This is a genomic window from Actinomadura terrae (assembly GCF_022751215.1).
Classification (GTDB): Bacteria; Actinomycetota; Actinomycetes; order Streptosporangiales; family Streptosporangiaceae; genus Spirillospora; species Spirillospora terrae.
The window spans coordinates 846,302-859,758 of sequence record NZ_JAICDG010000001.1; the positions used below are offsets into that span (position 1 = coordinate 846,302).

10 protein-coding genes are annotated in these 13,457 nt (G+C 74.3%); 5 read left to right on the forward strand and 5 right to left on the reverse strand.

Annotation, left to right across the window (positions count from 1 at the left end; all coding sequences use genetic code 11):
• Positions 1 to 2: 2 nt before the first annotated feature.
• Complete coding sequence (locus K2F47_RS03725) at positions 3 to 1,334, reverse strand: glycosyltransferase family 4 protein (protein ID WP_242901236.1); 1,332 nt, start codon at positions 1,332 to 1,334, stop codon at positions 3 to 5.
• A 269-nt stretch (positions 1,335 to 1,603) separates the two neighbouring features.
• Here K2F47_RS03725 and K2F47_RS03730 point away from each other — a divergent pair, with 269 nt between their 5' ends.
• The 3 genes from K2F47_RS03730 (at position 1,604) to K2F47_RS03740 (ending at position 5,280) form a co-directional block, all read left to right on the forward strand.
• Positions 1,604 to 2,653 (forward strand): glucose 1-dehydrogenase, encoded by a 1,050-nt coding sequence (locus K2F47_RS03730; RefSeq protein ID WP_242901237.1) that lies wholly within the window; start codon positions 1,604 to 1,606, stop codon positions 2,651 to 2,653.
• 43 nt (positions 2,654 to 2,696) lie between these two features.
• The gene (locus tag K2F47_RS03735) at positions 2,697 to 4,127 is read left to right on the forward strand and encodes a sugar porter family MFS transporter (protein ID WP_242901238.1); all 1,431 of its coding nucleotides are present in this window, start codon (positions 2,697 to 2,699) and stop codon (positions 4,125 to 4,127) included.
• Positions 4,128 to 4,194: 67 nt separating this feature from the next.
• The gene (locus K2F47_RS03740) at positions 4,195 to 5,280 is read left to right on the forward strand and encodes a hypothetical protein (RefSeq protein WP_242901239.1); all 1,086 of its coding nucleotides are present in this window, start codon (positions 4,195 to 4,197) and stop codon (positions 5,278 to 5,280) included.
• A 52-nt stretch (positions 5,281 to 5,332) separates the two neighbouring features.
• Here the strand turns inward: K2F47_RS03740 and K2F47_RS03745 are convergent, their stop codons facing one another.
• From K2F47_RS03745 to K2F47_RS03755, 3 genes are all read right to left on the reverse strand, one after another.
• The gene (locus K2F47_RS03745) at positions 5,333 to 8,143 is read right to left on the reverse strand and encodes a hypothetical protein (protein WP_242901240.1); all 2,811 of its coding nucleotides are present in this window, start codon (positions 8,141 to 8,143) and stop codon (positions 5,333 to 5,335) included.
• 142 nt (positions 8,144 to 8,285) lie between these two features.
• A complete protein-coding gene (locus K2F47_RS03750) occupies positions 8,286 to 8,852 on the reverse strand; it encodes a dihydrofolate reductase family protein (protein ID WP_242901241.1) in 567 nt (188 codons plus the stop codon).
• 31 nt (positions 8,853 to 8,883) lie between these two features.
• Positions 8,884 to 9,714, reverse strand: a complete 831-nt coding sequence (locus K2F47_RS03755) for a metalloregulator ArsR/SmtB family transcription factor (RefSeq protein ID WP_242901242.1) — start codon at positions 9,712 to 9,714, stop codon at positions 8,884 to 8,886.
• A 154-nt stretch (positions 9,715 to 9,868) separates the two neighbouring features.
• Between K2F47_RS03755 and K2F47_RS03760 the strand changes: the two genes are divergently transcribed.
• The gene (locus tag K2F47_RS03760) at positions 9,869 to 10,969 is read left to right on the forward strand and encodes an SCO2583/SCO2584 N-terminal domain-containing protein (RefSeq protein ID WP_242901243.1); all 1,101 of its coding nucleotides are present in this window, start codon (positions 9,869 to 9,871) and stop codon (positions 10,967 to 10,969) included.
• 16 nt (positions 10,970 to 10,985) lie between these two features.
• On the opposite strand, the gene K2F47_RS03765 is transcribed toward K2F47_RS03760, so the two are convergent.
• Positions 10,986 to 12,197 carry a cytochrome P450 gene (locus K2F47_RS03765; protein WP_242901244.1) on the reverse strand — a complete coding sequence of 404 codons (1,212 nt, stop codon included), beginning with the start codon at positions 12,195 to 12,197 and terminating at the stop codon, positions 10,986 to 10,988.
• Positions 12,198 to 12,437: 240 nt separating this feature from the next.
• On the opposite strand from K2F47_RS03765, the gene K2F47_RS03770 reads away from it, so the two are divergent.
• Positions 12,438 to 13,451 (forward strand): 3-oxoacyl-ACP synthase III family protein, encoded by a 1,014-nt coding sequence (locus tag K2F47_RS03770; protein ID WP_242901245.1) that lies wholly within the window; start codon positions 12,438 to 12,440, stop codon positions 13,449 to 13,451.
• Positions 13,452 to 13,457: the final 6 nt, after the last annotated feature.

Below are 13,457 nucleotides of genomic sequence, written 5' to 3' on the forward strand. Positions count from 1 at the left end.
GTTCAGCGGCGCGTGGTCCGGCGGCCCGCCGGGCGGCCCGCCTCGCGCCTGCGCGTCGCGGCCAGCCGCCGGTAGTGCTGCTGCTCGATGGCGGCCCGGTAGTGCCCGACGGTCGCCTGCGCCACGGCGGGCCAGGCGAACCGCTCCTGGACGCGTTCGAACCCGGAGGCGCCGACGCGCTCGCGTTCTGCGGGGGAGTCGTGCAGGCGGCGCAGGGTGGCGGCCAGCTCCTCGGCGTCCCCGGGCTCGACCAGGACGCCCGCGTCCCCGACGACCTCGGGCAGCGCCCCGGCGCGGCTGGCGACGAGCGGCGTCCCGGACGCCATGTGCTCGACGGCGGGCAGCGAGAACCCCTCGTACCGGGACGGGACGACCGCGATCTCCGCCGAGGCCATCAGCTCGCCCAGCTCGCCGTCGCTGATCCCGTGGACGAACCGCACGCGCTCGCCGAGCGCGAGTTCGCGGACGAGCCGCTCGGTGGGGCCGTCCTTCTGCGGGCGGCTCACGACGATCACGTGGACGTCGCGCTCGGTGGCGACCTTGGCGACCGCGCGCAGCAGCACGTCCACGCCCTTGATCGGCGCGTCCGCGCTGGCCATCGCGACGATCCGGCCGGGGACGCGCGGGCCGCGCGGGTGGAAGATCCGGGTGTCGACGCCGAGCGGCAGGATCTCGATGTCGCGCGGGTCGACCCGGAAGTCCTTGACGATGTCGACCTTGGACGACTCCGAGACGGTCAGCACCGTGCCGATCCGCCGCGACACCTGCGACTGCATCGCGACGAACCCGTACCAGCGGCGCTTGCCGAGCCGCTCCCGGACGCCGCCGGCCGCCTCCAGCTCGATCCGCCGGTCCACGCTGATCGGGTGGTGGATGCTGGTGACCAGCGGCAGCCCGAGCCGGGCGATGCCGAGGTTGCCGAGGCCGAGGACCTGGTTGTCGTGCGCGACGTCGAAGTCGCGGCGGCGGCGCCGCAGCTCGCGCAGGACGCGGATGCTGAACGTCAGCGGCTCGGGGAAGCCGCCCGTCCGCATGTGGGCGAACTCCAGCACGTCGACCCAGTCGCGGAACTCGGCGAGCGCGGGGGTGCGGAACGGGTCCTCGTCGCGGTACAGGTCGAGGCTCGGGATCTTGGTGAGCGTGATGTCGTCGCGGTCGAGCTCGGGATAGGGCTGCCCGGACAGGATCTCCACGGCGTGCCCGAGACCGGCCAGCTCGCGGCTCAGGTGCCGCAGGTAGACGCCCTGGCCGCCGCAGTGCGGCTTGCTCCGGTACGACAGCAGGGCCACCCGCAACGGTCCGTCCGCGTCGCCGCCACGCCAGTCCTCGCCCACGCACCACTCCCGTCAGTCGCGGGACCCCGGCCGCACAGGCACCGGCATCCCCAGGACACCGCCGATGAAACTAGACCTTAGCCTCCGGTCGTTACCGCTGAGTTCAATATTGGGCACGGCGTCCAAAAGTGTTCCGAAGAGCACATCAATGGCGGCGCGCCGGACGCCCCGTCCCGCCGACATGCCGGGATGTCAATCATTCGCCCTGGATCGTCCCATGGCGTGCGGGCCGGGTGTGTCGACGGTGCCGCAGCGGGCAGTCACACCGGGTGAAGGCGATCACCGTGGCGCCCGGCCGGCCGGACCTGGTGCGGGTGGAGGAGCGGCCCGAGCCCGTCCCGGGGCCCGGCGAGCTGCTGGTCGAGGGACGGCTGCTCGGCATCTGCGGCACCGACCGCGACATCGTCGAGGGCGACGGCTACGGCTGGCCGCCGCCCGGCCGCGACCGCCTCGTGATCGGGCACGAGTCGCTCGGGACGGTGCTCTCGGCGCCCCCGGGCAGCGGGTTCGACGAGGGCGACCTGGTCGTCGGGCTGGTGCGGCGTCCCGACCCCGTCCCCTGCGTGCCGTGCGCGAACGGCGAGCCGGACTTCTGCCGCAACGGCCGCTACACCGAGCGCGGCATCAAGGAGCTGGACGGGTTCGGCGCGCGGCGCTGGGTGACGGAGGCGGAGTACGCGGTCAAGCTCGACCCCGCGCTCGGCGACCGCGGCGTCCTGCTGGAACCCGCGTCCGTGCTCGCCAAGGCGTGGGAGCAGACCGACCTGCTGTTCACCCGCTCGTCGTGGCGGCCCCGGGTGGCGCTGGTGACCGGCGCCGGGCCGATCGGGCTCTTCGCCGCGCTGCTCGCCGTCCAGCGCGGGCTGGAGACGCACGTCTTCGACATCCGGGACAGCCCGGCCAAGCGCGCGCTGGTCGAGGACCTCGGCGCCGCCTTCCACACCGGCGACGTCGGCGACATCGGCGTGACGCCGGACGCGGTGATCGAGTGCACCGGGCACGGCCCGCTGGTGTTCCGGCTCACCGGGATCGTCGCGCCGGACGCGGTGGTCTGCCTGACCGGCATCTCCTCGGGCACCCGCGCCGTGCCGGTCGCGGCGGACGCGGTCAACCGGGAGCTGGTGCTGGAGAACACCGTCCTGTTCGGCTCCGTCAACGCCTCCCGGGACAACTTCCGGCAGGGCGCGGCCGCGCTGGCCAAGGCCGAGCCCGGCTGGCTGGACCGGCTGGTCACCAGGCGCGTCCCGATGGAGGGCTTCGCCGACGGCCTGCGCAAGCACGAGGACGACATCAAGGTCGTGGTCGACCTGTGGGCGTGAGGCCGGCGTGGCCGCCGAGGGCATGCCGGGGAGGGGGTCTGACGTGCAGGGATACTCCAGCGCGCCGGTCGCGGAGGGGCCGGTCGCGGGCGTCTCGGCCGAGGGGCTGCGGCGGATCCGGTTCCATGCCGCGCTGATCGCGGTCGGCGGCTTCCTGTTCGGCTTCGACACCGGCGTGATCTCCGGGGCGCTGCTGTTCATCAAGACCGACTTCCACCTGAACTCGTTCGAGCAGGGCAGCGTCGTGAGCGTGCTGGTGCTCGGCGCGATGGCGGGCGCGCTCGGATCGGGCCGGATCGCCGACCGGATCGGCCGCCGCTGGATCTTCTGCCTGGAGGGCGTGGTCTTCCTGGTCGGGACCGCGATCGCCGTCCTGGCGACGGGCTACGGCATGCTCGTGGCGGGACGGCTGGTGCTCGGCCTCGCGGTGGGCGCCGCGTCGGCGACGGTCCCGCCCTACCTGGCGGAGATCTCGCCGAAGGAGATCCGCGGCCGGCTGCTCACCCTCAACCAGCTCATGATCACCATCGGCATCCTCGTCGCCTACCTGGTCAACCTGGTCTTCTCCGGCGGCGGGACGTGGCGGGCGATGATCGGCGTCGGCGCCGTCCCGGCGCTGGTCATGGTCGCCTCAGCGCTGTGGGTGATCCCCGAGTCGCCGGAGTGGCTGCTCGGCCACGGGCGGCGCGCGGAGGCGCGGGCGCTGGTCGCGTCGGTGAGCGACGAGCAGACCGCCGACCGGCTGATCCGGCGGCGCGAGGAGCGGCTCCGGCGCGAGCGCGAGCGGGCCGACCCCGCCGACCGGGACGCCTCGGGGTGGCGCGCGCTGCGGGCGCGGCGGGTGCGCCCCGCGCTCGTCGTCGGGCTCGCGCTGGCCGCCGGGCAGCAGTTCGGCGGCATCAACACGATCATCTACTACGCGCCGACGATCATCGAGGAGTCCGGGCTGACCGCCTCGAACGCCATCGTCTACTCGATCGCGATCGGCGCCATCAACCTCGTGATGACGCTGGTCGCGATCCGGCTGATCGACCGGATCGGGCGCCGCGACCTGCTGCTCGCCTCGTTCGCGGCGATGGCGGTCACGATGGGGCTGCTCGGCCTGGCGTTCGTGGCGGGCTGGACGTCCGGCCTGTCGCTGCTGTTCATGGTCCTCTACATCGCGGCGTACGCGGGCGGGGTCGGACCCGTGTTCTGGACGCTGATCGGCGAGATCTTCCCGCCCGCGGCGAGCGCGACGGGCTCCAGCGCGTGCACGGCGACGAACTGGGCGTCCAACTTCACCGTCAGCCTGGTCTTCCTGCCGGTCGTCTCGCTCATCGGCGAGGGCGAGACCTTCTGGATCTTCGCGGTGATCTCGGTGGCCGGGCTGCTGTTCACCGGACGGTTCGTCCCGGAGACGAAGGCGCGCGACTTCACCGAGGTCGACCGGGACCTCCAGGCGCGCTTCGGCGCGGGCCGGGTTGTCGATTAGTGCCGGGTTCTCGGCAGTGCGTGACCGATCCCGGAACATGTGCCAAAACGGTCGCTACGCTTCGCCGATGCTGAGCGACATGGTTGGGAACACGGCAGAGAACTCACGGACGCTTCCGGACCTTTGCGCCGACTTCATCGAGACGACCCGGCGGCACGACTGGGTGGCGGCCGGTTCCGCGCACGACGCCGCGATCCTCCGTGCGCAGGAGGCGGACACCGCCGAGAAGACGCAGGCGCTGACCGTCCTCGCGCCGGTGCTCGCCGACGTCGCGCTGGGCGAGGGACCGGACCTCGCGATCCTGGCCGGCGGCCTCATGGACCTCGGCGCCGACCCCGGCGCCGCCCTCGAAGCGCTGACCGCCCGCGTCGCCGAGTGCTTCGAGCTGGCCGCGCGCTTCCCGGCGCTGTGGGACAGCGCGGGCGGCACCGAGCTCCCGTCCCCCGATGACGACACGCAGGTGCCGGTGGTGCTGGAGCGGCTCAACGCCGCCGACCCCGATGCCCTCGCGCTCTCCGCCGTCGAGGCCGGGCACGCCACCGAGGCGTGGTTCACGGCCACGACCTGGGCGCAGGGCCTCCTCGTCCCGCTGCAACGCCGCGAGGTGCGGGACTCGCTGCCGAACCGCGAGCGCCTCGCGGCGGCGGCCGAGGCGGCGTCCGGGCTGCTGCCCGCCGCGTCCTGGGTGAACGGCCTGCTCCGGGTGCTGGACGACGAGACGCTGATCGTCCTGCACCGCCCGACTGGCAGCGGCTACCGGCTCACGATCGGCGGCATCGGCGACAACTTCCAGCTCCACACGCTGCTCGCCGCGACCCTGATCGGCGGCGGCCACATCGAGGGCACCCCGCCCGACCCGGAGTGGGTGGCCGCCGCGACCGACGGCCAACCGCGGCCGGTGGGCGGCATCGAGGGCCGCTTCAACCTCGTCGACGGCCACGGCGAGTGGATCTGGAACGAGGGCCGCCCCGCCGACGTCCCCGTCCTGGACGGCCACCGCGTGATCGTGCTCGACCCGCCGCCCTACGCCCGCGCCTGGGACACCGGCCGCATCTACCCGCTGATGAAGCCCACGATCACCCTCGACCACGTGCTCACGCCGGACGAGGCCGCGAGCTGGACGGCCAAGATCGCTCCCGCCAAGAACGCCTGACCGCCGCCCGCCCCCTCAGACGAATCTCATCGGACGGGGCGGGCGGGCCGGATCAGAGGCCGATGTCGCGGCCGCCCCCGTTCCACCACGCGACGGCCTTGTCGACGGCGATGCCGGTGGTCCACAGATCCTCCGGGTCGTCGGGCATCAGCACCTCGCGGAGCGCGTCGTCGAGCTGCCAGGAGCCGGTCTTGCCCGCGTGCTCGCCGGTCTCCGGGTTCTCGAACAGCGCGACGACGTCGGGCGGCAGCAGCGAGCGCTCGTGGTCGTGGCCCACCGTGAACGGGTATCCGCACGCGGCCGACGCCGCGGTGGGCACGGGCAGCCCCGTGCGCTCCGCCAGCGACCGGACGGCCGCCACGTCGTAGGGCGCGGGCCCGCGCTCGGCGATCAGCCGCAGCAGCCGGGCGACGCGGTCGGCGCCGCCCCAGCCCTGCGGCTTGGGCGGGTGCCTGTCGTGCCAGCCCGGGAACGTGAAGTCGCGGAACGTGCCGTCCGGCGAGTACTCGATGGCGACGGAGTCCTTGTGCGGGTGGTTCTGGAACGACAGGTTGATCATCGCGCCGTTGGGGGTCCGCCAGACGCGGCCGACCGGGTCCTGGGTGGTCTGGGCCGCGAACCACAGCCGCCGCCACCGTCCGCTCCCGTCGCCCCAGGGCGTGTTCCCCCAGGCGGCGAGCGTGTCGAGCAGCCTGGCGCGGACGTACTCGGCCGTCCACGGCATGGCCGCGAGCAGCGCCGTGCCGCCGAGCGTCCCGAACGGGAAGTACACGCCGCGCCCGCTCTCGGGGATCTCGACGCGCCCGACCGGGTGCGGGGTGTCGTAGGCGGGGCCCGTCCCGGCGGCCTCCTCCAGCACCTCCGCGAGGTACCGGACCGCCACGATCTGCCCGACCGACCCTCCCGGACGCAGGTCGCGCCGGGTGCGGACGCGCTCGGGCAGCTCGCCCGGGTGGTCCAGGCCGAGGGCGTCGCGCAGGCGCAGCACCCGGAACAGGCAGGCGGCGGCGCGCCGCGTCAGCTCGGTCACGCCGTTCAGCAGCCGGGGGTCGGTGGCCTCGGGGAGCACGCGGGGCAGTTCCGCCTCCAGCTCCTTCGGGTGGACGAGCGCCGCGTCGATCAGCCTCGCCGCGCCGTCGCGGTCGAGGCGGCGCAGCGCCGCCGACCCGGCCGGGTCGGTGGGGGCGAGGTGCGGCCAGAACCCGGGCGGCGGCATGACCTCCGCGCCCTGCACCGGGTCGAAGCGCACCCGGACGGTCGGCCGCCCGTCGGCGATGACGCTGACAAGCCCGCGGTCGAGCGTGACCTGCACCGGCTCGGCCGCACCCGGAAACGTGACCGCTGCGGCGGCGGGGCTGCGCGGCCACCGCGCGTCAGCCGCCGCGAGGTCGCCCGGGACCTCCAGGCCGCCCTCCACCAGCCGGTACGTCTCCGGGCGCCGTCCGTTCAGCCGCGAGAGCCAGAACTCCTCGCCATCGTGCCAGGGGAATGTCGCGCCGGGGAACTCCCCGTCGCGGCGGAGCACCGGGCCGCCGGGGCCGAGCACCTCGACGCGCTTGCCCGCGACGCCGAGCGACAGGTGGTCGCCGTGCAGGACGACGGTGACCGGCGACTCCCCGAGGTTCGGGAAGCGCAGCTCCTCCGGGATGCCGGTGCGCAGCGCCCGCCACAGCGCGTCGACCGGGTCGGTGACCTCCACGTCCGCGAGCGCGTCCTTGACCGGTGACGCGGTCGCGGCCAGCGGCGTCAGCCACGGCAGCGACCGCTCCAACCCGCGCAGGTCGCCGGTCGCGCACTCGGCCTTCCAGCCCTCGACCAGTTCGGTCAGCACGCGGCGGATCGGCGGGTGCGCCCACAGCTCCGTGAGGATCGCGGGATAGTCGACGTTGCCGTACTTGCCCACCTCCTGGGCGTAGGCGGCCAGCTCGGCCCGCGCCGTCCGGTCGTCCTCCACCTTCGCGGCGAACGCGGTGAAGTCGGCGGTGCCGGACGTCCAGTGCGGCGCCTTCGCCTGGACGATCGCCTCCGGCCGTCCGGTGAGGGGGTCGGAGTCCGGGTCGAACCAGCGGCCGAGCGGCGGGAACACGCGGTCACCCGCGTCGCCCGCGACCCGCATCAGTTCGGCGGCGGGCTGCGCGCCCAGCTCGACGAACCACTCCTTCGGCAGCCGCCGCCCCGCCCTGACCAGCCCGAGCAGCAGCAGCCACTTCCGGTGGTGCTCGGCCCGGGTCTCGGGGTCGTCGTAGAGGTCGGGCCGCGCCGCGATCAGCAGGTCGAGGAACTCCGGGTCCTCCGCGAGCCGCTTCAGCGCGCCGTCGACCGCCTCCCACACCGGCAGCGGCGCCTTGGCGAGCATCCCGCCGCGCAGCAGCCGCTCGGCGAAGTGGTCGGTCTCCTCGGCCTCGTCCACCCCGGCGGCCCGCGCGACCGGCAGCAGGTCGGCGACCACGTTCGGGTACGGGACGACGCCCGCGTCGAAGAACGCGCCCACCGCCGCGCGCGCCCACCCGTGCGCGACCGCCGGGTCGGGACGCAGCGCCAGCCGCCGCAGGTGCTCGTGCAGCAGCGTCGCGGTGATCACCCCGTGCGGGACGAGCTCCACCAGCGTCCGCTGCACCCGGGCCGCGTCGATGTCGAGCCCGAACAGCCGGGCGTGCGCCTCCTCGACCTCGCGGGCCCGGCCGAACAGGAACGTGCCCTGCTCGGCCTGCCCGGCCTCCGCGAACCGGCGCGCCGCGTCGTCGAGGAACGCGGGAATCTCCTCAGCCGCGAGGCGGCCCGCCATCCGCAGCGTTCGCGCCCGCGCCTCCTGCGGATCGCTCGCCCCCAGCGCGACCGCGTGCGAAACGTCTGAAAAATCCACCCTCACCCCTCCTGATCACCGCGCCGCGAGCCTAGCCACCCCCACCGACACTCGCCGTCGCTTTCCGCACACCCACCGAAACCCCTCAAAAGGAGGCGGCCAGGGCGCGGTGCACCCTGGCCGCCCGAACCACCGGACGCTTCTACTCCTTCGGGGCGGGCTGGTAGCAGAGGCGGACGACGCCCGAGGGGAACGTCGTGGTGTTGACGAGGTCCAGCCGGACGGGCCCGATCGCGTCGAAGACGCGCTCACCGGTCGCCCACAGGTAGGGGTTGACGTTGAACCAGTACTCGTCGACGAGGTCCTGGGCGATGAGGTCGCGGGCGAGCCCGCCGGCGGAGGGGACGATCAGGTTGCCGTCGTGCTCGCTCTTGAGACGGCTGATCGCGGTGGCGAGGTCGCCGTCGAGCAGGGTCGCGTTCCACTCCAGCGGGCCGGCCAGCGACCGGGACGCGACGTACTTCGGCATGCTGTTCATCCGGGCCGCGTACGCCTCGAAGCCGGGGACGTTCACGAGCGTGGGCCAGACGGCGGCCAGCCCTTCGTAGGTCCTGCGTCCGAGCACCATGGCGTCGGCCGCCTGCCACATCTCCAGCCCGGCCCGCATGCTGTGCGGGTCGGTGACCAGCCAGCCGCCCTGCGGTTCGGCCGCCGGCTCCTCGAAGGCGCCGTTGACGGTCATGGCCACGTTGATGATCAGTCGTCCCATGGGAAGCTCCCTGTGTCTCTGTCTGTGTCTGTCACTGGTCGTCGGCGGTGAGGGCGGCGGCGAGCTTGTCGAGGCTCTGGCCGAAGCCGATCTCGATGCCGGCGATGAAGTCGGCGGACTCGATGGCGCTGTCGGTGATCCGCCAGTGCGCGTCGAGTTGTGTATCGGTGCCGCTGTCGGCCGGGCTCAGGGCGAAGGCGATGTGGGCGGTGAAGGCCAGGCCGCCGTCCGGCAGCAGCGTGGACATCCGGTAGCCGAGCCGCTCCTGGAGGCACGCCTCCTCGACGACGCCCTCGGCGCGTCCGGCGACCGCGTCCGAGCCCTCGGTGTCCTCGATGTCGCGGTACTCCAGGACGATCCGCCCGCCCGGCCGCGCCTGGAAGACGAGCTCGGAGACGCGCAGGTCGTCGGGCGTCCACCAGCGGGCCAGCAGCGCGGGCTCGGTCAGGTGCCGCCAGACCTGCTCGGGGCTGCCCGCGAGCGACCGGCGGAACCCGAACGAGCGCCCGTCGGCCCACCCGGGCCTCTCGGCGGCCTGCCGCTCCGCGTCGAGCCCGGCCGCGTGGCGGTCGTAGACCTCCTGGAGGCCGCCGGGCCGGTCGGCGGTGTCGGCGAGCCCGGTGAGGGCGTCCGCCAGTTCTCGTAACGGGCCGGGCCGGAGCGAGTAGAGGCGGCGCTGGCCGACCCGCCGGGACGTGACCACGCCGGCGCGCTCCAGGGTCTGGAGGTGCTTGGTCGTCTGCGGCTGGCGCGCGTCGGCGAGCCGGGCCAGGACGCCGACCGGCCGGGGCCGCTCGGCCAGCAGGCTCACGAGCCGCCAGCGGGCCGGATCGGCCAGCGCGGCGAGGAGGGTGGTGTCCATGCCCCGAAGTATTCTCCACAGAGAATATTCTTGTCAAGGAATATCTTCGGACCATCCCCGAGGTGAGGGCGGGACGGACCGCGCGGGGGGTTCGGGCGGGGGAGGGTTCGGTTAGCCTGGGCTCACCTCGCCCGCGCCGGAGAGAGTCCGAGACATGCCCCCAGATGCCGACGAGCCCGCGTTCGACGACGAGCCCGTGTTCGACGACGACTTCGTCAGGAGTGCGGCGTTCACCGAGCCGTCCGCCCGTGAGCGCGCCCACGTGCCCGGCAGGCGCGAGCGGTGGCGCGCCCGGCGGGAGGAGCGGCGGGCCGGGATGCTCGGCGGAGGCTGGGAGCGCGGCTGGGGCACCCGGCGCTCCCGGTGGAGGATGTTCGCGCGCCCGCGCGCCACGGGGTACCAGGACCCGAGCCACCGCAAGGCCGTCGTCCAGGTGATCAGCGGCGTGCTGGTGCTGCTGCTGATCTCCACGGCGCTGTGGTGGTGGAACCGGCCCGGCGACGCGGGCGGCGCGACCGAAGGCGCGGCGCTTCTGCCGCTGCCCGCGCCGAGCCCGGGAGGCACGCCCACCGACCCGTTCGCGGGGTCGAAGGCGGTGGACTACCCCGACGGCGAGGCCGGGCTCCAGATGCCCGACCCCAAGGCGCTGAACGGGCTCTCCGAGGCCGACATGGCGCTCGCCCTCGTCCAGGTCCGCAGACTGCTCGTCGCGGCGAACCTCGACCCGGCCGTCGTGTTCGAGCGCAGGCCCGAGGCGTTCGCGAGGCTGCTGGAGCCGGGGCAGCGCCGCGAGTTCGAGCGCGCCCTCGACCGCCGGGGGCCGAAGAACAGCCGCGCGTGGCTGACGAGCTTCGCGGCGGGCACCGCCGAGCCGGTCACGAAGGTGGTCAAGGTGCACGGGACCGTGGCGGTGGAGAAGGCGCGCGACCAGGGCGCGGACGGCGCGAAGGTCAGGACCGATCACCTGTTCGTGTACGCGGTGCGGCGCCCCGGTTCACCCTCGACGACGACGCGCGTCATCGTGCGGCGCGCGATGGAGGTCTTCGTCCACCGCGAGCGCGGGCGGGCGCGGGTGTGGATCAACCGCACCGACAGCTCCACCGCGCCGATGGCCTGCGACCTCGGCGACGCCTTCGTCCACCCCACCTATCCGGGCACGCCGGGCTCGGCGCCCCCCGGGAAGCCGGTGGACCCCTACGACCTGTCCGCGCCGATCCAGGCGACCCAGCCCTGCCAGCAGGTCACCCACGTCTGACCTGCGGGTCGGGGGGTCACGTGGCCTGCGGCTCCAGGGTGACGATCAGGCTCGCGTAGGACGGCACGAGCACGCGGCGCGCGGCGCGGCGGGACGTGATCCGGTACGTGCGTCCGGCGGCGTGCAGCGTCTCCAGCATGCGGGCGACCTGCTCGCGGGCGACTGCGGCGCCGAGGCACAGGTGGCGGCCGCCGCCGAACCAGAGCTGCCGCGTCTCGGGCACGTAGGGGCGGTGGACGTCGAACGGCCCGGCGCCGTTGGTGGCGAGGTAGGTCAGCAGCAGGACGCGTTCCCCGGCGCGCAGCGTCCGCCCGGCGACGGTGGCGTCGCGGGCGACGTGCCGTCCGATCACCGGGGCGGGGGCGGCGACGCGCAGGCCCTCGCGCACGGCGTTGCCGGTCAGGGACGGGTCGGCGAGCAGCGCGCGCTGCTGGCCGGTGTCGTGCAGCAGCGCCACCGTCCGGACGGTGCCGGACGCGCCGGTCTCGGTGCCCGCGATCACCAGCAGCGTCGCGAGCCCGCGGCTCAGCGGCAGGCCGAGGCCCATCGCGCGGCAGCGGCCGAGGAGCGTGTCCGGGCCCGCCGCCGCGTAGGCGTCCGGGACCGCCGCGGTGATCTTCTCGACGATCGCGCGGGCCCGCCCGACCGTCGCCGGGTCGAGGTCGGTCGAGGACGTGGTGCCGAGGGCGAGCGAGGCGAGCCGCTCGCCCGCGGCGAACAGTTCGCGGTAGGCGGCGGCCGGACGGTTCGCGGGGAGCCCGAGCAGGTCGGCGACCATCCGTCCGGCCAGGACGCGGGCGGTGTCGGCGACGTCCACGCTCGCACCGGCGGCCAGGCGCCGGGCGAGGGCGGCGTGGTGCGCGCCTTGGGAGCGTTCCACCAGTGTGCGGGCGGCGTCCTCGGTGAACAGGTCGCGGGCGCGGGTGCGCACCTCGGCGTGCCGGGCGCCGCCGAAGAACTGGCCCATCTCCTCGCCGAAGAGCTGCGTCCACAGGTGCCCGACGCCGCCCTCGCCGTTCATCGCGAACGAGCCGTGGTCGTTCAGCACGCGGCGCGCGAGGACCGGGTCGGTCACCACCCAGCCGAGCCGGGGCACGCGGACGAGGGGCCCGGCGTGGCGCGCCGCCTGGAGCAGCGCGTACAGGCCCCGGTTGCCCTCCCACAGCAGCCGCGCCTCGTGCCGACCGGCATTCCGCACGCCCATGTTCCTGATCTTTGTGCTGGTCACCCGGTGATTGTGCCGGTCGGCGCCCGCGCCCCGGCATCCGCATCCCCACGTAATCGGATGAGTGGTAGTACTCACGGCGAACCGGGTTACAACCCCCAGGTGATGTTCCGTAGGGTCGCGGTGTCCGGGACCGGCCCTGGTCCGAGAATCTGAGTCCGACCAGGCACGACACGGCGCCTGACCCGTGGGGGACCGCGGGGAGCCCGCCGCCGTCCACGGAGAGCGCGAGGAACCCTTCCCATGAGAGCCCGTATCACCGCCGTCGCGGCGCATCTGCCCGCGCGCACCGTCACCAGCGCCGAGGTCGAGGAGCGCGTCGCGGCGGAGAGCGCCGCCGCCGGGCACGCCTACCGGCCGCGTCCGACGATCGTCGAGCGGATGACCGGGATCGGCGTCCGGCACGTCATGCGCGACGACGAGCAGGCGTCCGACCTGGCGGTGGCGGCGGCGCGCCGCGTCCTCGCCGCGCGGGGCCTGCCCGCCCAGGCCGTGGACCTGCTGGTCTTCGGTTCGGCGTCGCAGGACCTCGTCGAGCCCGCGACCGCGCACATCGTCGCCGCCAAGCTCGGCGCGTCCTGCCCGGTGTTCGACGTGAAGAACGCGTGCAACAGCTTTCTCAACGGCCTCCAGGTGGCGGACGCGCTCATCCGCACCGGGCAGCACGAGCGCGTCCTCGTCTGCACGGGGGAGAGCCCGTCGCGCGCCATCCGCTGGAGCGTGCGCGACCGGGCCCAGTTCGCGGACGCGTTCGCCGGGTACACGCTGTCGGACGGCGGCGCGGCGGCGCTGGTCGAGGCCGCCCCGGACGGCGGGATCTTCTACCGCGACTTCGCGGCCGTCTCCAGCGCGTGGCGGGCCGGGACGCTGCCGGGCGGCGGCTCGATGCATCCCCGCGACCCCGAGCACAGCTACTTCAGCGGGGACGGGCGGCGCCTGAAGGACGCGTTCGCCGCGGGCGGCGCCGAGCTGTTCGACACGGCGCTGAAGAAGACCGGGCTGGGCTGGGACGACTTCGCGGTGGTCGCCGTCCACCAGGTCACCGTCCCGTACCTGGAGGCGACGCGGGCGGCGCTCGGAATCCCCGCAGACCGCCTGGTGGTGACGCTGCCCGAGCACGGCAACGCGGCGTCGGCGAGCCTGCCGCTCCAGCTCGCGACCGCGCTGGCGGAGGGCCGCTGCCGCCCCGGCGACCGGGTCGCGCTGGTCGGGCTCGCGGGCGGCATCAGCCTCGGCGTCGTCTTCGCCGAGCTGTGAGGGGCG